A 20,825-nucleotide genomic window follows, 5' to 3' on the forward strand; every position below is an offset into this window, starting at 1 on the left:
CTCGGCGGCCAGCCGGTTCTGCGCGGCCAGCAACGGCCGCAGCCGCTCCAGCAGCGCCGGGCCGAACAACGGCGCCAGGTCCTCGCCGGCCAGCGCGTCCAGGGAGGCCAGCAGCTCGTCCACGACACCTCCCACCGACTCGATCAAGTGTTCGAAGTCTAGCCGAGTCGAGGCCGACGATCAACACGGATCCCCAGCTCAGAAGCCTGTCCACAGATCCGCTGACCCTCTTGACAACAGGTCGCGGTCGGCGGGTGCCTACCGCTGGCGCACGGCCCAGGCCAGCGAGCGCACCGACTGACGCAGCCGCGCCCGCGCCGTCCAGGCCGACCGCCCCTCCGGCCGCACGTCCCGCACGACCGGCACGCTGGTCACCGGCCGCCGGGCCAGGCCCACGGCGAGCACCACGCTCGGCGACTCCGACGCGAGCACGGCGGCCCGCACGGCAGGGCCGAGAGCCAGGAACGCGCCGGCGTCCGGCGGCAGGCCGGTCAGCCGCGCCGCCACCCGCCGGTGCAGCCCGCCGGAGAGACGCCGCAGCCAGGACTCGTACGCCCCGCGCCGCCCCGCGAACACCGCCTCGACGTCCCCCACGGCGACCCGGTCGAGCAGCAGCGGCACGGCCTCGGGCGGGTCCTGCAGGTCGGCGTCCATGCACACCCACACGTCGGTGTCCGTCTCGTCGGCCAGCCCCCGCCGCAGCGCGGCGTGCTGCCCGCCGTTCACCGGCAGCACCGTCACCCCGACCCGCGCGCCCGCCAGCCCGAGGGCAACCTCGGCGCTGCCGGCCGGGCAGGCGTCGACCACCAGCCGCAGCCGCCAGTTCCGGCCGGCGAGCGCGGCGCCCAGCCGGTCGACGAGCGCCGGGAGCGTCGCCGCGTTCCGGTACACCGGCACCACGACGGCGACGCGGGTCACGACAGCGCGGCCCAGGTGCGGGCCAGCCCCTCGGCCAGGTCGACCGACGCCCGCCAGCCCAGCAGGGACGCCGCCAGCGACGGGTCGCTGACCCAGCAGTCGGTGTCCCAGTCGCGGCCCGGGTGCGCGCCGGCCTCGGTGGCGATCGGCCGGCCGGTCACCCGCGACGCCACCGCCACCAGCTCCTCGGTCGACGTCTGCACGCCGGTGCCGATGTTGAGCACCTGCCCCGGCGGCAGGTCGTCGGCGAGCGCGGCACGCACGCAGGCGTCCACGACGTCGCCGACCCACACCCAGTCCCGCCGGCTCATCCGGGCCGGCAGCGGCACCGCCCCGCCGGTGCGCGCGGCCTCCAGCACGACCGGCACCAGCCGGGTCGGGTGGTCGCCCGGCCCGTACACCTGGAAGGCGCGCAGCACCGCCGACCGCACCCCGCGCTCGGCCGCGGCGGCCTGCAGCAGCAGCGAGCCGGCCGCCTTGGTGGCGCCGAAGAACCCGCGCGGGTGCAGCGCGGCGTCCTCGGCCAGCGGCACCGGCGCGGCGGCGTACTCGGTCGAGGACCCCAGCCGGACCACCGCCCGGCAGCGCGCGGGCAGCGCGTCGACCAGCCACGGGCTGGTGTTGACCGCGATCGTGTCGGCCCGCTCCGCCGGGGTCGCCTTCCGGCGCCCCGCGGCCAGCGAGAAGACGACGTCGGGGTCGGCCGCCCGTACCGCGGCCGCACCCGCGGCCGGCGAGGCCAGGTCGACCGACGCGCGGGTCAGCGGGACGACGTCCCACCCGTCGCCGCGCAGCCGCGCGGCCAGGTGCCGGCCGACGAAGCCGCCGGCGCCGGTGACCAGTGCCCTCACGCCGACTGGACCGCCGGCACGCCCGTGACCGCGGCGACGAAGGCGGCCCGGCGCTCGGCCACCTCGACGGCGGTGGCCGTCGCCAGCCCGGTGAGGACGGCGAGCAGCCGCGGCACCTCGACGAACGGGTCGCGCCCGGCCATGTCGGCGGTGAACGAGCGGCGCAGGAAGGTGAAGTCCGCACCGAGCCGGACCAGCTCGGCGGCGAGCAGCCAGGCCGGCACCGGGGCGCCGCCCTCGGGCAGCGTCAGGCCGCCGACGCCGAACGCGCCGGGCACCACTGCGCGGACGGCGTCCACCGTGCCGTCGACCAACGGCGTGAACAGCTGCGTCGCGCCGCGGTCGATGCGCAGGTCGTTGAGCCCGACGTAGACCCGCGACAGCGGGCGGCGCGCGAGCTCGGCCGCGCGCGCCACGCCGTCCTGCGTCTCGACCAGGATGCCGAGCCCGCAGCGGCCGGCGACCAGGTCGAGGGTGCGGTCGACCTCCTCCGGCGTGCGCACCATCGGCAGCAGCAGCTCGTCGGCGCCGCGCGCGACGGCGTCGTCCACCTCGGCCGGCGTCCACGGGCCGAAGCCGTTGATGCGACAGAGCAGCCGGCCGCCGGTGGCCGCGCGCATGCGGCTGAGGTCGGCGGGGGTGTCGCTGTTGATCTGGGTGCCCTCGCCGAGCTGGCGGCGGTGCTTGCCGCGCCGCTCCCAGTCCACGACGATCCCGGCCGCACCCGCGGCGACCACCTCGGCGCCCCAGCCGGGGTCGACCGTGAAGAGGAAGAGGTCCACGCCGGTGAGCTTAGGCACACCTAACCCACAGCTGACACTCAGGTTCGCACGCGCGCGTCGTCCCCTGGGAACGGCAGCGCCGCGCCGAGGACGCCGACCGTCACGTCGTCCCCCGCCGCCGGCAGGTCCCGGCCCTCCAGCCGGGCGCTGAACGCGACGCCCGACGGCAGCTCGAGGCGCACCCGCGCATCGTGGCCGAAGAAGTCGACAGCGCGCACCCGGGCGCGCGGCCCGGTTCCGGCCGCCGGGCCGAGCCGGAGCTGCTCGGGGCGCAGCAGCACCCGCACCGGTCCGTCGGGGCAGGTCCGCCCCAGGTCGAGCACGCCGAGGGCCGAGTGCGCCCGGCCGGCCCGGACGTCGGCGTCGAGCACCACCGACTCCCCCACGAAGGTGGCGACGTCGAGGTCCTGCGGGCTGCGGTAGAGGGTGCGCGGGTCGGCCAGCTGCACCAGCCGGCCGCCGCGCAGCACCGCCACCTGGTCGGCCATCGACAGCGCCTCGGCCTGGTCGTGGGTGACCAGCACGGCGGTCGCGCCGGCCGCGGTCAGCGCCTCGGCGACCGCCTGCCGCGTCTCCTCCCGCAGCGAGGCGTCCAGCGAGGAGAACGGCTCGTCGAGCAGCACCAGGGACGGCGCGGGCGCGAGCGCGCGGGCCAGCGCGACGCGCTGCTGCTGGCCGCCGGAGAGCTGGTGCGGCGAGCGCTCGGCGAGGACGGGGTCGAGCCCGACCAGCTCCAGCAGCGCCGCCACCCGGCCGGCGTCCCGGCGCTGCCGGCGCGGCAGGCCGAAGGCGACGTTCCCGGCGACCGACAGGTGCGGGAACAGCCCGCCCTCCTGCGGCACGAAGCCGATGCGCCGGCGCCGGGCCGGCACGCTGCGGCCCGCGCCGGCCACCGTGCGGCCGCCGACCTCGACGGTGCCGCCGTCCGGGTCGTCGAAGCCGGCGACCAGCCGCAGCAGCGTCGTCTTCCCGCAACCGGAGGGCCCGAGCAGCGCGGTGAAGCTGCCCTCGGGCACGTGCAGGTCCACGCCGGTGAGCACGGGCGTCGCGCCGTAGGACTTCGTCACGCCGGTGACGGTCAGGGAGCTCATGGCAGCGGTCCTCGTCGGGTCAGGGGACGGGGGCTCACGTGGTCAGCCCCCGCCGGGCGTCGCGGGAGAGCAGCACGGTGGCCGGCGCCGACAGCAGCACCATCACCACGGCGTAGGGGGCGGCCGCGCCGTACTCCAGCGCGCTGCTGGCCGACCAGAAGGCGGTGGCCAGCGTGGTGGTGCCGATGGGCGCCAGCAGCAGGGTGGCGGTGAGTTCGGTGACCACGGCCAGGAACACCAGCGCCGCCCCGGCGCCCAGGCCGGGGGCGAGCAGCGGCAGGGTCACCCGGCGCAGCCGGTCGGCCGCCGAGGAGCCCAGCGAGGCGGCGACGTCGTCGTAGAGCGGCGGCGCCTGCTCGACGGCCGCGCGCACGGTGACGATCGCGCGGGGCAGGAAGAGGATCGCGTAGGCGGCCAGCAGCACCGGCACCGTCTGGTAGGCCCACGGCGTCACCTCGAGGGAGACGGTCACCAGCGCCAGCGCGATGACGATCGCCGGCACCGAGCTGCCCAGGTAGGTGCTGCGCTCCAGGAGCGTGGCCACCCGGCCCCGGGCGCGGACGGCGAGCCAGCCGGTGGGCAGCGCCATCGCGGTGGTGACGACGGCGGCGACCGCGGCCAGCCCGAGCGTCGTCCCCGTGGTGGTGGCCAGCGCGGCGACGTCCAGCACGGTCGACGAGCCGCGCACCATCCACAGCGCCAGGCTGCCCAGCGGCACCGCCAGCGACAGCGCGACCAGCCCGCCCAGGCCCAGCAGCGCGGGGACGGCGAGGGTCCCGAGCCGGACCGGCCGCCCGGTGCGCGCCACCCCGGCCCCGGTGCGGGCGTAGCCGCGCACACCGCGCAGCCGCAGCTCGGCCAGCAGCAGGCCCAGGCAGAGCAGCAGCAGGACCCCGGCCAGCGCGGTCGCGCCGGGCCCGTTGAAGGTGGCGCGGTACTGGTCGTAGATGGCGGTGGTGAAGGTCGGGTAGCGCAGCATCTGCAGCGCGCCGAACTCGGCGAGCACGTGCAGGGCGACGAGCAGGCCGCCACCGAGCAGCGCCACCCGCAGCTGCGGCAGCTGCACCCGCAGGAAGACCGCCCAGCCGGAGAGGCCCAGCCCGCGGGCGGTGTCCTCCAGCGCCGGGTCCAGTCCACGGAAGGCGGCGACCAGCGGCAGGTAGACGAACGGGAAGTACGAGAGCGTCACGACCAGCAGCGCGCCGCCGTAGGTGTCCAGCCCCGGCAGCAGCGAGATCCACGCGTAGCTGTTCACGAAGGCCGGCACGGCCAGCGGCGCGACCAGCAGCACGTGCCAGAGCCGCCGTCCCGGCAGCGCCGAGCGCTCCACCAGCCAGGCCGCGCCCACCCCGAGGACGGCGCACAGCAGCACCGTGCCGGCGACCAGCCGCGCGGTGTTGCCCAGCAGCTCGGCCACCCGCGGGCGGACCACCAGCTCCCGGACGCCGGCCCAGCCGACCTCGACCAGCTCCGCGACGACGAAGGCCAGCGGCACCAGCGCGAGCAGCGCGACCGCCGCGGCGAGCAGCAGGGTCAGCGGAGCACGTGTGCGCGACCGCCCCGGAACGGCCGGCCGGGCCGTCGTCCCGGGTCCGGCGGCCGGCGACGCGGGAGCGCTCAGAGCAGCCCCACGTCCTGCATCAGCTCGGTGACCCGCTGCTGGTCCAGCGACCCCGGGTCGACCTGCGGCGCCTGCAGCTCCTCGAGCGGCGGCAGCGCCTCGGCCGAGGGGACGCCGGTGCCGACGGCGTACTCCAGCGCCGTGCTCTCGGCCAGCCGCTGCTGCGCCTCCGGGCCGGTCAGGTAGGCGACCAGCTGCTGGGCCTGCTCGGGCTGGTCGGACGAGGCCAGGACGCCGGCCCCGGAGACGCTGAGGAACGCGCCCGGGTCCTCGTTGCGGAAGTAGTGCAGCTCGGCGTCGTCGCTCTTCAGGCCGTTCTCGGCGCGGTCCCGGTAGAAGTAGTAGTGGTACATGACGCCGGCGTCGATCTCGCCCTCGTCGGCGGCGACCATCACCGCGGTGTTGCTCGGGTAGACGTTCGCGTTGCGCTCCAGCCCCTCCAGCCAGGCCCGGGTGGCCTCCTCACCGCGCAGGGCCAGCACGCCGGCGACGATCGCCTGGAAGTCCGCACCGCCCGCGGCGATGCCGATCCGGCCCTGCCACTCCGGGTTCGCCAGGTCCGTGATCGACGCCGGCAGCTCCGCCTCGGGGAGCTGCGCGGGGTTGTACACGAGCACGGTGGAGCGGGCGGCGAAGCCGGTCCAGTTGCCCGACGAGGGCCGGTACTGCGCGTCGACCTGGTCGAGCGTCGGCTGGTCCAGCGGGGCGAGCAGGCCCTCGCGGTCGAGGACGTCGATCGACGGGCTGTTCTCGGTGAGGAAGACGTCGGCGGGGCTGGCCTCGCCCTCCTGCACGATCTGGTTGGCGAGCTCGGCGTCGTTGGCGTCGCGGAACTCCAGCGCGATGCCGGTCTCCTCGGTGAAGCCCTCGAGCATCGTGCGGACCAGGCTCTCGTGCTGGGCGCTGTAGACCGTCAGGGTCTCGCCGGCCTCCGCGTCGCTGCCGCCGCAGCCGGCGAGCACACCGGCGACGGTGAGGGCGGACAGGGCGGTCGCGGTGGTCCGCACGAGCCTGGTCACGTAGGAACTCCAGAAGATAGGCAAGCCAAACCTCAGCAGAAGGTGTACCACGGGCGGCAGCGGGGCGGGCCTGCCCCATCGGCTACAACTCACCGCATGACCGCTGCACCGCTCCGCATGCGCACGGCCCGCTTCGCCGAGCTGACCGGCGCCGAGGTGTACGGGCTGTGCCGGCTGCGGGTCGACGTCTTCGTCGTCGAGCAGCAGTGCCCGTACCCCGAGCTGGACGGCCGGGACCTCGAACCCGCCACGGTGCACCTGTGGTTCGAGGACGACGACGGCGCGGTCGCCGCCACCATCCGGGTGCTCGACGACGGCGACACCCGCGCGATCGGCCGGGTGGCGACGGCGGCCGCGCACCGCGGCGAGGGGCTGGCGGCGCGGCTCGTCGAGGCCGGGATCGCGCTGTGCGCCGGCGTCCCCGTCACCCTCGGCGCGCAGGCGCACCTGGAGGGCTGGTACGCGCGGTTCGGCTTCGCGCGCAGCGGCCCGGGCTACGTCGAGGACGGCATCCCGCACGTCCCGATGCGCCGCGAGCCGGCGTAGAAGAGGACCCCCTGCCCCCCGCCGCTCGCAGGCTCGCGGCGGGACCCTGCAGGGGGCCGCGCGCTCGCCGCCCGGACCACGCCCGGCGACTGGCGGACCGGCGGGCTGCTGGCCACCCGGCCCGAGGTGGTCGCGCACGCCCCCGACGGCGGCACCGAGCACGTGGCCGAGGCACGAGCGGGGAGCGGCGCCTGGATCGCGGCGCTCTCCCCCGCCCTCGCCGCGCCGCTGGCCGGCTGGCTGCGGGCCGCGGCGGCGGGCGGCCCGGTCGACCCCGCGGCCGAGGCCTTCGCCCGGGCCCTGCTCGCCCGGGTGCCCTGGACGGGGTGACGTGTCCGGCGCCCCCGTGACGCCGGACACACGGGAACTGTACGAGACCGCGAGGTTCAGCTACCCACCGGGCCCCGGCAGCGCTCAGCACGCGACGACGCGCCGTCCGGCAGGGCGTCCCGTCAGATCCAGCGGGGCAGGTCCGGCAGGGCGCCGTCCGCCGTCAGCTCCTCGCCCCCGCTGCGCCCGGTCAGCCAACCGGTGACCGCCGGGAGCGGCCCGGAGACGGCGAGAGCGCCGCTGCCCCACTCCCGGTCGCCGGCGAAGAGGACGACGTCGGGCGTCTCGCCCCGCCGCGCCCAGGAGGCGAGCACCTCCTCGCAGATCGCCGCCTGCACCTCCTCGGCGACGTCGGCGAAGCCCACCCCGGCGTCGAGGTCGACGGCGTGCACCACCACCTCGAGGCAGCGCATCCACGGCACCTCGGACGCCGGGACCTCGCGGTCCTGCATGGTGCGCACCGTGGCCGACCAGGCCTGCGCCGGCAGCCCGCGGACGGCGTCGGCGAAGCGGGCGGTGGCCGCGATCAGCTCGGTGCGCAGCCGCGGAGCGTCCAGCGCGGCCGCCTCGGCGATGCCGGCGTCCCGGGCCTCGCGGGAGGGGTACATCGGCGTCTCGGTGCCCGTGCGCGCCCAGGTCAGCAGGTTGAGCAGCGCGTCGGCGTTGCGGGCGACGTGCGCCACCACGTGCCGGCGGTCCCAGCCGGGCAGCAGCGAGGCGCCGTCGAGTTCCTCGTCGGTCACCCGGCCCAGCGCGGTGGCGAACAACCGCTCGCCGTCGGCCCACCAGCCCAGGGTCTGCGGCGCGGTCATGGCGTCTCCTCCCGGGGGCATGCGGCAGGGCGGTGGCCCGGCACGAACCTGGCACACCGCGGGAACTCCGGCCACCAGGAGCCGGTGGCACGGGGCGGGGTCGGTCACCCGGCCGGGGCCGCCCGCCGGGTGACCGCGTTCCTCAGGGGTTGACGGTGAGGTCCTGCGGGCTCGGCACCTCGACGAGGTGGCCGAGCTGCTGCAGCAGGTCGGCGACCTCGGGGGTGAGCCGGGCCTGCTCGACGTAGCCGGGCGGGATGGGCGCCACCGTGCCCGTGAAGGTCACGGTGTCTCCGGGGTCCACGTCGATCGGCGACTCGCCCGCGGAGACCAGGCGCACGAACACCGGCGCGTCCGGCGAGCCGACCAGGAAGCCCTCGTCGGTGACGACCTCGACGACGGGCACCTCGGTGGCCGTGACCTGCTGGTCGACCAGCTGCTCGAACTGCGCGGCCGCATCGGGGACGGCCGCCGCGGCGAGCAGGTCGACGTCCCCGGCGATCAGGGTCCCGGGCTCGCCGGCCATCGGCGCGGCGGTGTCGGTGGCCGTCGGGTCGTCGGTCGACTCCGCCGCGCCGGCGGTGTCGTCGGCGTCCGCGGCGTCGTCCTCCAGGACCTCCGTGCCCTCCTCGGCCACGGGGGCGTCGTCAGCTGCCTCCTCACCGCACCCGGTGAGGAGCAGGGTCAGCGCGGCCCCCGCGGCGAGGGGGACGGCGCTCCAGCGACGACGGGGAGCCAGGTCCAGGCGGGCGTTGGACGGCATACGGACATCTCCTCTTCCGGCCGGGTGCACGGTGCACCGCGTCGGCGGCCGGTCTGCCGGCGCGGCAGGACGGGGCTGCCCAGGCGTGGCGGTCCGAGGCGCGATGTCACGAGGTCGACGCGGCATCGTCGCGCGACCGTGGGGTCCCGCCGCGCCGGTCCGGCGCCGACTCCCACGCCGGGGTCCCGGTTCCGCTTCCCGGCGCGCGGGTAGCGCGGCGGCATGAGCGAGCAGACGGGCCCCGGGGGCTTCGCAGGACGGATCGGCGCGCGGGTCGAGGACGCCGACGACGGCGGCGCGCGCATCGCCTTCGAGGTGGGCGACGAGCACCTGAACCCGGCGGGCACGCTGCACGGCGGTGTGGTGGCCACGCTGGTCGACTCGGCGATGGGCTCGGCGGTGCGCACCACCACCGAGGACGGCGAGGTGCCGGCGACCAGCCAGCTCACCGTCACCTACCTGCGGCCGGGGAAACCCGGCGCGCTGGTCGTGACCGGCCGGGTCCGCACCCGCGGTCGGCACCTCACCATCTGCGAGGCCGACGTCGAGCAGGACGGCGAGGCGGTCGCGCACGCCGTCGCCACCTTCGCGCTGCTGCAGCGCTGACCCGCCGGGCCGCCGGGCCGCCGCAGCACGGTCGATGGGCCCTGTCCGCGGGGGTGCGACCTCACTACGGTCGGCCCCGGCCGGCGACGACGGGGGCTGCGCCGAGCCAGCGACGCGTTCCCGCAGCCCCCGGGCCGGCGGCCGCGCGCTGCTGGCCGGGTCGTAGCCCTGCCGGCGTCGTCCACCGTTCCGGACGACCGCTGGAGGGGCCATGACCACGCAGTTGCCAGGCACGCTCGCCGACCGCATCCGGGGCCAGGTCATCCGGCCCGAGGACCCGGACTACGAGGAGGCGCGGCACGTCTACAACGCCATGATCGAGGCCCGGCCCCACCTGATCGTCCGGTGCGCCGGCACCGACGACGTGGTGGCCGCGGTGCGGTACGCGGCGGAGAGCGGCCGCGCGGTCGCCGTCCGCGGCGGCGGGCACTCCGTACCCGGCTTCGGCACGGCGGACGACGCGGTCGTCGTCGACCTGTCGGCGATGCAGGCCGTGGACGTCGACCCGCAGGCGCGGACGGCGAGCGCGGGCGGCGGGACGACGTGGGGCCGGTTCAACGACGCGACCGCCGCCTCGGGCCTGGCCACGACCGGCGGGATCATCTCGACCACCGGCATCGGCGGGCTGACCCTCGGCGGCGGGATCGGCTACCTGACCCGCGGCGCGGGCCTGTCCTGCGACAACCTGGTCGCGGCCGAGGTCGTCACCGCCGACGGCCGCGTGGTGACCGCCGACGAGGGCGAGCACGCCGACCTGTTCTGGGCACTGCGCGGCGGCGGCGGCAACTTCGGCGTCGTCACCCGCTTCACCTTCCGCCTGCACCCGGTGGACCAGATCTACGGCGGGCCCATGTTCTTCGAGCTGGCCGACGCACCCGCGGTGCTCACCTTCTTCCGCGAGTTCATCCGCGACGCGCCCCGCGAGTACGGCGGCTTCCCGGCCTTCCAAATCGCCCCGCCGCTGCCGTTCGTGCCGGAGGACCGGGTCGGCGAGCCGTTCGTGGCGGTGATCTCCTGCTACAACGGCCCCGCGGAGGAGGGCGCGCGGATCGTCGACGGGCTGCGCGAGGTGGCGGCGCCGGTCGCCGAGCACGTCGGGCCGATGCCCTACCCGGCGCTCAACAGCGCCTTCGACCCACTGGTGCCACCGGGCCTGCAGCACTACTGGAAGGCCGCGTTCGTCACCGAGCTGACCGACGAGGCGATCGCCACGCACGTCGAGCACGGCGCGCGGGTGCCGGTGGTCAACTCGACGATGCACATCTACCCGATCGACGGCGCCGTGCACGACGTGCCGCCGGACGCGACGGCGTTCGGCCACCGGGATGCGAACTTCGCGACGGTGATCGCCGGGATGTGGCCGGACCCGGCCGACGACGAGGCGAACACCCGCTGGGTCCGCGACTACCACGCGGCCATCGCGCCGCACTCCCAGGCCGGGGGCTACACCAACTTCGCCTCGGCCGACGACGCGTCGAAGGTCGCCGACAACTACGGCGCCAACTACGAGCGGCTGCGCGAGGTCAAGCGGACCTGGGACCCGGGGAACCTGTTCCACCTCAACCAGAACATCGTGCCGTGACGACTCGAGGAGGAGTCATGCAGACCATCGCGCGCACCGACCTCCCGATCGCGATCGAGGGCGACGGGGTCGAGTTCCGCACCGATCGCGTCGGGGACATGAGCATCGCCTGGGTGCGGTTGCCCGCCGGAGCCGACCTCCGGCCGGGCCTCGCCGGGCTCCCGGGCGACCTCTGCCCCTGCCCGCACTGGGGCTACATGATCAGTGGCCGCCTCGCGATGCACGGCGAGGACGGCGTCACCGTCCACGAGGCAGGGCAGGCGTTCTACTGGGCGGCCGGCCACGGGCCCGAGGCGCTGACCGACTGCGAGTACGTCGACTTCTCCCCGTCCGAGGAGCTCGAGGCCGTCGTCCGGCACCTCCAGGGCGGCTGACGGGAGCCCGGGGCAGGCTGCCCGCCCCGGGCTCCCGGTACTCGCGGGAACACACGGGAGGGGCGGGCGCCGTGCGCACGGCGCCCGCCCCTCCCGTCCTCGTCAGCCCCTCATCCGGGCACCGAGCAGGGCCTTGCCCCGTTCAGCGCCCTTGCGGCTGTCGCTCTGCGCCTTTCGGAACAGCTCGGCGAGCTCGTTGTCGCCGTCCCGTTCCGCGTCCTGGATGTAGGTCTCCAGCCGCAGCGCGTTGCTCAGGCACTGCTCGGTGAACCAGATGAGGTTGTAGTCCTTGTCCTTGGTGCCGGTGACATCGCCGGTCTCCGTGGCCATGCTCATCGCGTTCCTCCTCGACGGCTGCTCGGTCTCCGGCGACCCCGTGGCGGCTGCCGCGGACGACGCCGGCAGGCCCAGTCCAGCGGAAAGGCCGCCGCAGCGGAACCGGTGCGTGCGCCGCGTCGTCGCCCGGGTCAGCGGGGGCGGGTGCCGGCGAGCCCGCGGGCCGCGGCGGCCGCCTCCGGGTCGAGCACCCGGGAGCGCTCCTGGCGCTCGATGAGCTCGTGGTAGCGGGTCCACGCCTCCTCGGGCCGGACGTCGAGCGCCTCGGCGATCTGCTCCCACGAGGCGCCGCCGCGCAACGCGGCGCGGAACCCGGTCAGCTGGCTGTCCCGGGCCTTGCGGGCGACGACCTCGCCCAGCGCCAGCAGCTCCAGCGACTCGGGGACGTCGAGCGACGTGGTCACGGCCTTGAACGACGACCAGTCGTCGGCGTCGACGTCCTCGGCGGTGTTCAGCGTGGTCTCCCCGCTGTCCCGCCGGCTGAGGAAGTCCAGGCGGGTGACGGCCGTCGTCAGGGAGAACTCCTGCTCGAGGGCGTCGGGTGTGTTGCGCATGCGGCATCCCATCCCCGGCACCCGCGGGGGGTCAAACCCGGTGCGACGGAGATCTCCCCACACCCGCGAGCCCGGACCGACCGCGCCCGCCCGTACACGTCGTGACCGCCCCGGACGGCCGCGAGGGCCCGCTCCCGGGTGGGAACGGGCCCTCGCGGAGGGCGGTGCGGCGTCAGCTGTCGACGCCCACGGCCTCCTTGGCCAGCGCGGCCACCTGGGTCTGCGCGGCGTTGACGACGCTGGTGCGGGCCTTGTGGGTCTCCTCGTAGCGGATGATCACCCGGACGTCGTGCGCGGTCTTGAGCCCCTTGACCGCCTTGATCGCGTCCTGCGTCGACAGCGAGTCGTAGCCCTTGATCGGCAGCTCGTCGGCGCTGACGTCGCCGAGCTCCTCGCGGGCGGTGCGGGCGGCCTCGGCGGCGTCCCGGTTGCCCTCGCGGCGGGCGATCCGCTCGGCCCGGCGCAGCGCGGCGCTGCGGCCGACGGTCAGCGTCTCGCGGACGGCGTCGGTGAACGAGGACGCCTTGCCGGTCACCTCGTCGATCCGCTCGTTGGCGGCCTCGCGGCGCTGCTGCACCGTGTTGACGGCCTGGTTGACCCGGTCGGCCCAGAAGCGGACCGGCGCGTTGGCGGCGCGGGCGGCGGTGCCGGCGACGCGCTGGATCGGGGTGGGCTGCAGCGCGGCGGGGCCGCCCATGGCCTCCTCGGCGAGGACGACGGTCAGCCACTCGATGGTGGCCGCGTGCGCCGTCTGCAGCCGCTCGGCCAGCGCGCGCACCCGGGGCAGCTCGGCCTGCTCGGCGAGCACCTTGAGGTAGGTGGCGCGGTCGTGCAGCTGGTGCTCCAGGGAGAGGTCCGTCAGCAGGGCCTCCTCGAGCGGCGCACCCTGCTCGAAGCCGGCCTTGAGGACGGCGGAGAGGCGGCCGACGGCGGGGGTCACGACGTCCGGCACGCCACCCAGGGCGCGCAGCTGGTCGGTGATCGCCCGGGTGCGCTCGGCGGCGTTGTCGGCGTTCTGGGTCAGCTCGCGGGTGACGGCCTCGGTGCGGGCCTGCGAGACGCGGGTGCGGGCGACCTGCTCCTCGGTCTGGGTCAGCAGGACGAGGGCGCGGAGCTGGTTGACGATCTTGGTGTTGTCGGTCATGACGGGAGGACTCCAGACATCGGGGATGACCTGACGTCTGAATTCATGCCCGGCGGTCGCCGTCTGCTAACTCCTGCAAGCGTATTGCTTGCTGTGAAGCGCATCACGACACGTCGACAGATCGACCTGTCGACGTGTCACCCGTGCGCCGGTCTGCCGAGTGCGCAGTCGCGGTCGTCCGCATCGGCGCGCCACCGCGTGTCGGCGTCCACGGCTGCTCACCCGGCAGCCGGGCACGTCGACTCTCGGCCCGGGCCGACGGCGCTCAGCGGGCGGGGACGGCGGGCTTCGACGGGCGGTCCAGGCGCAGGACCGGCTGGGTCAGCTCGTCGGCCAGCGGCGACCGCGGGCGCGCCGGCGCCACCGGGACCACCGCGCCGCAGCCGACGCAGAACCGGCCCTGCTGACGGGCTGCACCGCACTTCGCACACGCCGACATCGGCGTCCTCCTCGTCCTCGGGAAGTCCGGCGACTTCGCTCGGCCGGACCCTGCCAGGACGGCGGCCGCGCCGGTGCGGTGTGGGGCGGGTGGGACGAGCTGTCGTCCAACCGTTGCGGGACGATCACGCCAGCAGGTCGAGCAGCCGGTCGAGCAGCGGCACCTGGCCCCGCACCAGCTTCTCGCGGGCCTCCTCGACGGTCAGCCAGGCGGCTCGGTCGATCTCGGGGAACTCCTGCACGCGGCCCGAGCGCGGCGGCCACTCCAGGGGGAAGGTGTTGCTGACCGCGGCCGCCGCGTCGAGGTCGCCCGCCGCGACCCAGGCGGTGAGCCGCTTGCCACCGGACTGCCGGACCTCTCCCAGCGGGACCAGGTCGGTGACCGGCGCCGGGGACCCCAGCTCCTCGGCGAACTCGCGCAGGGCGACGTCCCTCGGCTCCTCGTCCGGACCGTGCTCGCCCTTGGGGATCGACCAGGCGCCGGCGTCCTTGCGCGCCCAGAACGGGCCGCCCATGTGCCCGAGGAGCACCTCCAGGCCGCGCTCGGGGTGCCGCCGGTAGAGCAGCAGCCCCGCGCTGGTCCTCGGCATCCGCGCCTCCCTCCGCACCGGGCTGTCCCCCGCGCGACCTCAGCCGCTGCCCACAGGAGGAAGCAGGGGTCGAGGTCGCGCGGCGAGGTGTCTACCAGCCGCCGGCCCCGGTCGGCTCGAGGACCCCGGCTCGTGCGAGCGGCGCCGCCCGGCGCGGGGGTGACAGCCGGGCGGCGCCGCGGTCTAGAGGTGGGCGAGGGCCTCGGGCAGGTCGACGACGTCGGCGTACTTGGCGTCGAGGTCGGCCAGGTTGTTGTCGTGCAGCGCCGGCGTCCGGTCGGCGCAGGCCTGGCGCACCACCTGCGGGCGAAAGCCGGAGTTGAGCGCGTCCATGGCGGTGGCCCGCACGCAGCCCGACGTCGAGACGCCCGCGACCACCACCGTGTCGACGCCGGCCGCGTGCAGGGTGGAGGCCAGCGAGGTGCCGAAGAACGCCGAGGCGTACTGCTTGACGACGACCGGCTCCCCGGGTCCCGGCTGCAGGGTCAGCGCACCCCAGTCACCCGGCGCGTCCTCGACGAAGCAGGCCAGCGCCGGCACCTTGTGCACGAACAGCCCGCCGTCCCCGAGGCCCGCGGTGTAGCGGACCGCCGTCCACACGACGAGGTGCCCGGCCGCCCGGGCAGCGGCGACCAGCTCGGCCGTCGCCCCCACCGCGGGGCCCGGGTCCGGCAGGGCGAACGGCCCGCCCGGCTCGGTGTAGGCCCGGCACAGGTCGATGACGAGCACCGCCGGTCGCGCGCCCCAGCCGACCCGCCCGGAGAACGCCGACCCGTGCGGCCCGGGCTCCGGGGCGCTCACCGATCCGCCTCCGGCCCCGGCGTCACGCCGAGGTCCACACCGGGCGCCGCGGCGCGGGCAGGCCGGTCTCCTCCTCGCAGCGGGCCAGCAGCTCCTCGACCGGCGGGCCCATGTCGAACACCGGCAGCTCGGCGGGCCGGTCGGCGCGCATCTGGTCGCGCAGCGTCGTGGTGGCCTCGGCGTCCACCTCGCCGTCCTCGGTCACGCAGACGCCGTACCGCTCGGCTCCCCGGGAGGTGACCAGTCCCCGCCGCACCTCCCGGGCCACCAGCTCCGGGTCGCGCTCCAGGGGGTCACCCCACCCGCCGCCGCCCCAGGTGACGAAGTGCAGGACGTCGCCCGGCGCCACCGGCACGCCGTGGCACTTGCTGGGCAGCACCTCGCGGGTGCCGTCGGCGCGGTCGATCCACTTGCGGCCGCGGGCGCCGGGGTGCCCGCCGTTCACGCCCCACGGGTAGGTGAGCCAGCGGTCGTCGTGGATCGCGATCTCGCCGGGTTCCTCGAACACGTAGGCGACGTCGACGCCGTTGCCGCCGCGGTGCAGGCCCGCGCCGCCGGTGTCGGGGACGGTCTCCCACGTCTCGATCCGCAGCGGGTAGTAGGACTCGAGGTACTCGCAGGGGATGTTGACGAAGCTCGGCCACAGCGAGTGCCCGTCGGGGCCGTCGCCGAGCGGCCGGCCGGGGATGCCGCCGAAGCCGATCGAGTAGAGCTGGAACCACTCCCCCTTGCGCTCGCCGCCGGAGTAGTGGCCGGAGTACATGAAGTGCGGCGAGGACGAGAAGCCCGCGGCGTTGAGCAGCGCCGGGTTGGTCTGCCCGAGCAGCCCGCCGAACAGGTCGAACACCCGCCCGATGCCGTGGTTGCGGCCGTTGAGCGCCGCCGGGTGCTTCGGCTTCCAGTACGAGCCGTCCGGGATCGTGACGTCGATCAGCGGGTAGAAGCCGTCATTCCACAGGATCTGCGGGTCGGCGACGGTGATCATGTAGATCCCGAAGAACATCCGGGTCAGGTTCTCGTTGATGTAGTAGTTGATCGGCCCGGCCGCCTGCGGCGAGGACCCGGTGAAGTCCAGGTGCACCTTCTCGCCGGTGCGGGTCAGCGAGAGCTTCAGCTCGTACGGCCCGTTGCCGACCCCGTCGTCGCAGATGTAGTCGGTGAAGGAGAGGGTGCGCCCCTCCTCGAACACCATCTGCAGCAGCACCTTCATCGCGTCGTGGTTGCGCTGCAGCAGCGCGTCGAGCGCCGAGAGGTAGGTCGCCGTGCCGAACCGCTGGCACATCTCCACCACCCGGCGCGCGGCGGTGCGGCAGGCCGCGACCAGGCCGTTGAGGTCGGCGCGGTTCCAGTCGGGCATGCGGACCTGGTTGAGGATGATCCGCAGCGCGTCCTCGTTGAGCTCGCCCCTGCGGTAGAGCTTGAAGGGCGGGATGACCACGCCCTCCTCGTAGATGGTGCGCGCGTCGGTGGGCATGGACGACGGCGTCTTGCCGCCCACGTCGGACATGTGCCCGAACATCGACGCCCAGCCGACGACCCGGCCCTCGTGGAAGACCGGCAGGACCAGCAGCCAGTCGTTGGCGTGGCTGATCGCCGCCCCGCAGGCGTACGGGTCGCTGGTCAGCAGCACGTCGCCCTCCTCGACGGTGTCGTCGAAGCCCTCGAGGAAGTCGGGGATGGACAGGCCGAACTGGCCGACGACCATCTTCCCGCTGGGGTCGCCGATCAGCGGGAACTCGTCGTGCTGCTCGCGGATGCCCGGCGACAGCGCCGTCCGGAAGAGCACCTCGTCCATCTCGTAGCGGGCGTTGCGCAGCCCGTTCTCGATCAGGTCGAGGGTCACCGGGTCGACGTCGACGCGCTCGACGGCGCCGGTCGCGGTCTCGACGATCCATGCCATGGGTCAGCCCTCCTGCGCCGGGGTGATGAGGAGCGAGCCCGAGGGGTGGACCTCGGCGACGTGCCCGGGGAGCACGAGCGTCGTGGAGTCCATCTCGGTGACGATCGCGGGGCCGCGGACGACGTCGCCGGCACGCAGCCGGTCCCGTGCGTAGACGGCGGCGGTCACCTGCTCGCCGGCGACGTGGACCGGGTGCTCGGTGACCAGGGCCGCCGCCGGGTCGCCGTCGCCCTCCTCCAGCCGCACCGGCGCGACGTCCGGCCGGGGGCCGGTGACCGTGGCGCGGGCGTTGACCAGCTCGTGGTCGACGCCGAGCAGGAAGGAGAACAGCCGGTCGTGCTCGGCGTCGAAGGCCTCCCCCAGCTTCGTCAGCGCCCCGTCGCCGTCGTCGAGCCACGCGGGGTCGACCTCCACCGGGATCTCGAAGCCCTGCCCGTGGTAGCGGACGTCGACCTGGAAGCCGACCGTCTGCTGCTCGCGGGCCAGCCCCTGGGCGGCCAGCCGCTCCCCCGCCTCGTCGGCGAGCTCGCGCAGGATCTGCGCCAGCTCCGCGCCGGACAGCTGGCCGAAGCGGCGCAGCACCGTGCGGGCGGACTCGTCCCGCCGGCTGGTGGTCGCGTCGCCGAGCGCGCACAGCAGGCCGGGCCCGGGCGGGATAATCACCGGCCACGCGCCGGTCAACTTCCCGAGCGCGTTGGCGTGCAGCGGACCGGCGCCGCCGAAGGCGACGAGGGCGAAGTCGCGCGGGTCGAAGCCCTGCTGCACCGAGACCAGGCGCAGCCCGCCGAGCATGTTCTCGTTGACGATGTCGACGATGCCGGCGGCCGCGGCCTCCGGGGAGTCCAGCCCCATCGCCTCGGCGACCTTGCTGACGGCGGCCCGCGACGCCTCGACGTCCAGGGTGATCTCCCCGCCCGCGAGGGACGAGGGCAGGTAGCCGAGGACGACGTTGGCGTCGGTGACGGTCGGCTCCACCCCGCCCTTGCCGTAGGCGGCGGGGCCGGGGTCGGCGCCGGCCGACTGCGGGCCGACCCGCAGCGCGCGGGTCAGCTCGGGGACGTGCGCGATCGAGCCGCCTCCGGCGCCGACGGTCCGGACGTCGACGCTCGAGGCGCGCACCGACAGGTCGCCGACCTTGGTCTCCCGGCCGATCCGCGGGTCGAGGTCGCGGACCAGCGCGACGTCGGTCGAGGTGCCACCCATGTCGAAGGTGATCAGGTCGCGGTGGCCGCACTGCTCGGCGACCCACACCGCGCCGGTGACCCCGCCGGCCGGGCCGGACAGCAGCATGGTCACCGGGGCGGCGACCGCGGCGTCGGCCGACTGCAGCCCGCCGTCGCTGCGCAGGATCGACAGCTCGCCGGTCACCCCGCCGGAGGCCAGGCCCTCGGAGAGGTGCTGCACGTAGCGCGCGACCTGGGGCTGGACGTAGCCGTTGGCGACCGTGGTGAGCGTCCGCTCGTACTCGCGCAGCTCGGGCAGCACGTCGGAGGAGAGCGACACCGGGACGCCGGGCAGCACCTCGGCGGCGATCGCGGCGATCCGCTGCTCGTGCGCCGGGTCGGCGAAGGAGTTGATCAGCGAGACGGCGAGCGCCTGCACGCCACGTCCGGCCAGTGCCTGCAGCTGCCGCCGGACGTCGTCCTCGTCGAGCGGCCGGACCACCGAGCCGTCGCTGGCGATCCGCTCGTCGGCCTCGACGGTGTTCTCCAGGTCGGCCAGCGGCTCGGGCTTGGGCCAGATGATCCAGCCGGCGAGCCCGCCGGGGACGAAGGAGCGGGCGATCTGCAACACCTGCCGGAAGCCCTTCGTGGTGACCAGCCCGACGGTGGCGCCCTTGCCCTCGAGGATGGCGTTGGTCGCGACCGTGGTGCCGTGCAGCACCTGCGCGACCTCGCTCATGTCGATGCCGGCGTCGGCGCAGACCTTGCCGATCCCGGTGAGCACCCCGACGGCCTGGTCGGCCGGCGTCGAGGCGGTCTTGGCCCGCCAGGTGGCGCCGCTGTCCTCGTCGACCAGCAGCACGTCGGTGAAGGTGCCGCCGACGTCGACACCGAGCCGGTAACTCATGCGGACTCCTCTTCTCGGGCGACCTGCTCTGCCATCCGCACTCGGGCGGCCCGCACCATCACGGCGCGGGCGTTGGCGATGTGCGAGGTCATGACGGCGCGCGCCCACTCGGGGTCCCCCGCGCGAAGGGCGGCGACGATCTCGCTGTGGTGGGCCAGGCTGCGGCGCAGCGACGCCTCGTCGTAGGTGAGGAAGTTGCGGCGCACGATCGGCGGGTGGATCGCCGCGGCCAGCGCGGTGGCCAGGGTGGGGTGCGCGGCGAGGGCGACGAGCCGGTCGTGGAAGGCGCGGTTGAGCGGGACCAGCGCGTCGAGGTCCTGCCCCGGGCCGGGGGTGCCGACCTCGTGCATGCGCCGCGCGAGCGCGTCGAGCTCGTCGACGTCGGCGGGCGTGGCGTTCGGGACGGCGTGCGCGGTCAGCTGCGGCTCGAGGACCGACCGCAGGTCGAAGACGCCCTCGAGCTCGGCCACGGTCCAGGTGGCCACCCGCGCGCCGCGGTTGGGCGCGATCTCGACCAGGCCCTCGGCGGCCAGCCGGGACAGCGCCTCGCGCACCGGCGTCCGGCTGACGCCCAGCCGCTCGGCGAGCTCCACCTCACCGAGGCGCGCACCGGGGGCCAGCTCACCGCCCATGATCAGGTCGCGCAGGGTCGCGAGCGCGCGTTCCGCGGACGTCAGTGGACGTGTCACCGGTCACACCTCCTCGAGATTGTGTGCAAACCTAGAGGTGGCATGGCGTCGGGGACAATCCCTTTCGCGCGATTGTCGATCTGCTGCATACAACGAGGAGGCCGGTGTGGGAGAGCTACTGGGGCAGGGCCGCGCACCGCGGGCCCGGCTGCGCGACCTGCTCGCGGCTCCCGCGCCGCTCGTGGCGCCGGGCGCCTACGACGCGCTGTCGGCCCGGCTGGTGGAGCAGGCCGGCTTCGACGCCGTCTACATGACCGGCTTCGGGACGACGGCCTCGCTGATCGGCCGCCCGGACGTCGGGCTGCTCAGCGGTGCGGAGATGGTCGACAACGCGCGCCGGATCGCCGCCGCGGTCGACGTCCCGGTCATCGCCGACGCCGACACCGGGTACGGCAACGCGCTCAACGTCGTCCGCACCGTGCAGCTCCACGAGCAGGCCGGCGTCGCCGGCATCCAGCTCGAGGACCAGGTCATGCCCAAGAAGTGCGGGCACATGAGCGGCAAGGCGCTGATCGGGACCGACGAGATGGTCGGCAAGGTGCGCGCCGCCGTCGCCGCCCGCCGCGACCCCGACCTCGTGCTCATCGCGCGCACCGACGCGGTGGCGGTGAGCGGGGTGGGCGACGCGCTGGAGCGGGCCCGGGCCTACGCCGACGCCGGCGCGGACCTGCTCTTCGTGGAGGCGCCCACGAGCGAGGCCGACGTCGAGCGGGTGGCGGAGGAGCTGGCGGGCGTCGCGCCCCTGGTCTTCAACTGGGCCGAGGGCGGGCGCACGCCCCCACTGTCGCTGCAGCGGATGACCGAGCTCGGATTCGCGCTGGTGATCTACCCGATCGGCACCCTGCTGGCCGCGACGGCGGGGATCCGCTCGCTGCTGGCGACGCTCCGCCGCGACGGTGTCCCCTCGCTCGACGGGCTGCCGTCGTTCGAGGAGTACACCGACCTCATGGGCCTGCCGGAGGTGCAGGAGCTGGAGCAGCGCTTCGGCACCGCCTGACCCCCCGCCGC

General features: G+C 75.3%; 23 protein-coding genes. 6 read left to right on the plus strand and 17 right to left on the minus strand.

Going from position 1 to position 20,825, the window contains the following annotated elements:
* Window positions 1-258: 258 nt before the first annotated feature.
* From CNO22_RS16775 to CNO22_RS16800, 6 genes are all read right to left on the minus strand, one after another.
* Entirely contained in the window at window positions 259-918 is a 660-nt protein-coding gene (locus CNO22_RS16775; protein WP_100500448.1) for a glycosyltransferase, read from the minus strand.
* Complete coding sequence (locus CNO22_RS16780; protein ID WP_100500449.1) at window positions 915-1,769, minus strand: NAD-dependent epimerase/dehydratase family protein; 855 nt, start codon at window positions 1,767-1,769, stop codon at window positions 915-917. Before CNO22_RS16780 ends, CNO22_RS16775 begins: the two co-directional genes overlap by 4 nt.
* The gene (locus tag CNO22_RS16785; protein WP_232807102.1) at window positions 1,766-2,551 is read right to left on the minus strand and encodes an aldolase; all 786 of its coding nucleotides are present in this window, start codon (window positions 2,549-2,551) and stop codon (window positions 1,766-1,768) included. Before CNO22_RS16785 ends, CNO22_RS16780 begins: the two co-directional genes overlap by 4 nt.
* 38 nt (window positions 2,552-2,589) lie before the next feature.
* Window positions 2,590-3,642, minus strand: a complete 1,053-nt coding sequence (locus CNO22_RS16790; RefSeq protein WP_100500451.1) for an ABC transporter ATP-binding protein — start codon at window positions 3,640-3,642, stop codon at window positions 2,590-2,592.
* Window positions 3,643-3,676: 34 nt separating this feature from the next.
* Window positions 3,677-5,137, minus strand: coding sequence for an ABC transporter permease (locus tag CNO22_RS16795; protein ID WP_232807103.1), 1,461 nt, complete (start codon window positions 5,135-5,137; stop codon window positions 3,677-3,679).
* Between the two features lie 122 nt (window positions 5,138-5,259).
* Window positions 5,260-6,282: an iron ABC transporter substrate-binding protein gene (locus CNO22_RS16800; RefSeq protein WP_100500453.1), complete on the minus strand. Its 1,023-nt coding sequence runs from the start codon at window positions 6,280-6,282 to the stop codon at window positions 5,260-5,262.
* 96 nt (window positions 6,283-6,378) lie between these two features.
* Between CNO22_RS16800 and CNO22_RS16805 the strand changes: the two genes are divergently transcribed.
* Together CNO22_RS16805 and CNO22_RS16810 are read left to right on the plus strand one after the other, a co-directional pair.
* Window positions 6,379-6,828, plus strand: coding sequence for a GNAT family N-acetyltransferase (locus tag CNO22_RS16805; RefSeq protein ID WP_100500454.1), 450 nt, complete (start codon window positions 6,379-6,381; stop codon window positions 6,826-6,828).
* 126 nt (window positions 6,829-6,954) lie between these two features.
* Window positions 6,955-7,158, plus strand: a complete 204-nt coding sequence (locus CNO22_RS16810; protein WP_198588392.1) for a hypothetical protein — start codon at window positions 6,955-6,957, stop codon at window positions 7,156-7,158.
* A 122-nt stretch (window positions 7,159-7,280) separates the two neighbouring features.
* Here the strand turns inward: CNO22_RS16810 and CNO22_RS16815 are convergent, their stop codons facing one another.
* A complete protein-coding gene (locus CNO22_RS16815) occupies window positions 7,281-7,970 on the minus strand; it encodes a maleylpyruvate isomerase family mycothiol-dependent enzyme (RefSeq protein WP_100500455.1) in 690 nt (229 codons plus the stop codon).
* Between the two features lie 142 nt (window positions 7,971-8,112).
* Entirely contained in the window at window positions 8,113-8,733 is a 621-nt protein-coding gene (locus CNO22_RS16820; protein ID WP_100500456.1) for a hypothetical protein, read from the minus strand.
* Between the two features lie 222 nt (window positions 8,734-8,955).
* Between CNO22_RS16820 and CNO22_RS16825 the strand changes: the two genes are divergently transcribed.
* The 3 genes from CNO22_RS16825 (at window position 8,956) to CNO22_RS16835 (ending at window position 11,295) form a co-directional block, all read left to right on the plus strand.
* Window positions 8,956-9,339, plus strand: coding sequence for a PaaI family thioesterase (locus CNO22_RS16825; RefSeq protein ID WP_100500457.1), 384 nt, complete (start codon window positions 8,956-8,958; stop codon window positions 9,337-9,339).
* Between the two features lie 211 nt (window positions 9,340-9,550).
* Window positions 9,551-10,921 carry an FAD-binding oxidoreductase gene (locus CNO22_RS16830; RefSeq protein WP_100500458.1) on the plus strand — a complete coding sequence of 457 codons (1,371 nt, stop codon included), beginning with the start codon at window positions 9,551-9,553 and terminating at the stop codon, window positions 10,919-10,921.
* Window positions 10,922-10,938: 17 nt separating this feature from the next.
* On the plus strand, window positions 10,939-11,295 hold the full coding sequence (locus CNO22_RS16835) for a cupin domain-containing protein (protein WP_100500459.1): 357 nt from the start codon (window positions 10,939-10,941) through the stop codon (window positions 11,293-11,295).
* 102 nt (window positions 11,296-11,397) lie between these two features.
* On the opposite strand, the gene CNO22_RS16840 is transcribed toward CNO22_RS16835, so the two are convergent.
* The 9 genes from CNO22_RS16840 to CNO22_RS16875 all read right to left on the minus strand — a co-directional run bounded on the left by CNO22_RS16840 (window position 11,398) and on the right by CNO22_RS16875 (window position 19,817).
* Entirely contained in the window at window positions 11,398-11,631 is a 234-nt protein-coding gene (locus CNO22_RS16840) for a hypothetical protein (protein WP_100500460.1), read from the minus strand.
* A 131-nt stretch (window positions 11,632-11,762) separates the two neighbouring features.
* Entirely contained in the window at window positions 11,763-12,185 is a 423-nt protein-coding gene (locus CNO22_RS16845) for a hypothetical protein (protein ID WP_100500461.1), read from the minus strand.
* Between the two features lie 172 nt (window positions 12,186-12,357).
* On the minus strand, window positions 12,358-13,329 hold the full coding sequence (locus tag CNO22_RS16850; RefSeq protein ID WP_100500462.1) for a hypothetical protein: 972 nt from the start codon (window positions 13,327-13,329) through the stop codon (window positions 12,358-12,360).
* Between the two features lie 265 nt (window positions 13,330-13,594).
* A complete protein-coding gene (locus tag CNO22_RS27795; protein WP_157936986.1) occupies window positions 13,595-13,768 on the minus strand; it encodes a hypothetical protein in 174 nt (57 codons plus the stop codon).
* A gap of 124 nt (window positions 13,769-13,892) precedes the next feature.
* Complete coding sequence (locus CNO22_RS16855) at window positions 13,893-14,357, minus strand: NUDIX domain-containing protein (RefSeq protein ID WP_100500463.1); 465 nt, start codon at window positions 14,355-14,357, stop codon at window positions 13,893-13,895.
* A 183-nt stretch (window positions 14,358-14,540) separates the two neighbouring features.
* Window positions 14,541-15,158 carry an isochorismatase family protein gene (locus CNO22_RS16860; RefSeq protein WP_100500464.1) on the minus strand — a complete coding sequence of 206 codons (618 nt, stop codon included), beginning with the start codon at window positions 15,156-15,158 and terminating at the stop codon, window positions 14,541-14,543.
* A 22-nt stretch (window positions 15,159-15,180) separates the two neighbouring features.
* Complete coding sequence (locus CNO22_RS16865) at window positions 15,181-17,058, minus strand: hydantoinase B/oxoprolinase family protein (RefSeq protein ID WP_100500465.1); 1,878 nt, start codon at window positions 17,056-17,058, stop codon at window positions 15,181-15,183.
* Between the two features lie 3 nt (window positions 17,059-17,061).
* Window positions 17,062-19,128 (minus strand): hydantoinase/oxoprolinase family protein, encoded by a 2,067-nt coding sequence (locus CNO22_RS16870; protein WP_100500466.1) that lies wholly within the window; start codon window positions 19,126-19,128, stop codon window positions 17,062-17,064.
* Window positions 19,125-19,817: a GntR family transcriptional regulator gene (locus CNO22_RS16875; RefSeq protein ID WP_100500467.1), complete on the minus strand. Its 693-nt coding sequence runs from the start codon at window positions 19,815-19,817 to the stop codon at window positions 19,125-19,127. Before CNO22_RS16875 ends, CNO22_RS16870 begins: the two co-directional genes overlap by 4 nt.
* Before the next feature lie 106 nt (window positions 19,818-19,923).
* Between CNO22_RS16875 and CNO22_RS16880 the strand changes: the two genes are divergently transcribed.
* Window positions 19,924-20,814 (plus strand): isocitrate lyase/PEP mutase family protein, encoded by an 891-nt coding sequence (locus tag CNO22_RS16880; protein ID WP_198588393.1) that lies wholly within the window; start codon window positions 19,924-19,926, stop codon window positions 20,812-20,814.
* Window positions 20,815-20,825: the final 11 nt, after the last annotated feature.

It is taken from the genome of Geodermatophilus chilensis, assembly GCF_002802985.1.
Taxonomy (GTDB): Bacteria; Actinomycetota; Actinomycetes; order Mycobacteriales; family Geodermatophilaceae; genus Geodermatophilus; species Geodermatophilus chilensis.

Bases quoted from the DNA above. Each gene is read 5' to 3' on its own strand.
- CNO22_RS16790 (WP_100500451.1), bottom strand. From the start codon at position 3,642: ATGAGCTCCCTGACCGTCACCGGCGTGACGAAGTCCTACGGCGCGACG.
- CNO22_RS16805 (WP_100500454.1), top strand. From the start codon at position 6,379: ATGACCGCTGCACCGCTCCGCATGCGCACGGCCCGCTTCGCCGAGCTG.
- CNO22_RS16815 (WP_100500455.1), bottom strand. From the start codon at position 7,970: ATGACCGCGCCGCAGACCCTGGGCTGGTGGGCCGACGGCGAGCGGTTG.
- CNO22_RS16820 (WP_100500456.1), bottom strand. From the start codon at position 8,733: ATGCCGTCCAACGCCCGCCTGGACCTGGCTCCCCGTCGTCGCTGGAGC.
- CNO22_RS16825 (WP_100500457.1), top strand. From the start codon at position 8,956: ATGAGCGAGCAGACGGGCCCCGGGGGCTTCGCAGGACGGATCGGCGCG.
- CNO22_RS16830 (WP_100500458.1), top strand. From the start codon at position 9,551: ATGACCACGCAGTTGCCAGGCACGCTCGCCGACCGCATCCGGGGCCAG.
- CNO22_RS16835 (WP_100500459.1), top strand. From the start codon at position 10,939: ATGCAGACCATCGCGCGCACCGACCTCCCGATCGCGATCGAGGGCGAC.
- CNO22_RS16840 (WP_100500460.1), bottom strand. From the start codon at position 11,631: ATGAGCATGGCCACGGAGACCGGCGATGTCACCGGCACCAAGGACAAG.
- CNO22_RS16845 (WP_100500461.1), bottom strand. From the start codon at position 12,185: ATGCGCAACACACCCGACGCCCTCGAGCAGGAGTTCTCCCTGACGACG.
- CNO22_RS16850 (WP_100500462.1), bottom strand. From the start codon at position 13,329: ATGACCGACAACACCAAGATCGTCAACCAGCTCCGCGCCCTCGTCCTG.
- CNO22_RS27795 (WP_157936986.1), bottom strand. From the start codon at position 13,768: ATGTCGGCGTGTGCGAAGTGCGGTGCAGCCCGTCAGCAGGGCCGGTTC.
- CNO22_RS16855 (WP_100500463.1), bottom strand. From the start codon at position 14,357: ATGCCGAGGACCAGCGCGGGGCTGCTGCTCTACCGGCGGCACCCCGAG.
- CNO22_RS16865 (WP_100500465.1), bottom strand. From the start codon at position 17,058: ATGGCATGGATCGTCGAGACCGCGACCGGCGCCGTCGAGCGCGTCGAC.
- CNO22_RS16870 (WP_100500466.1), bottom strand. From the start codon at position 19,128: ATGAGTTACCGGCTCGGTGTCGACGTCGGCGGCACCTTCACCGACGTG.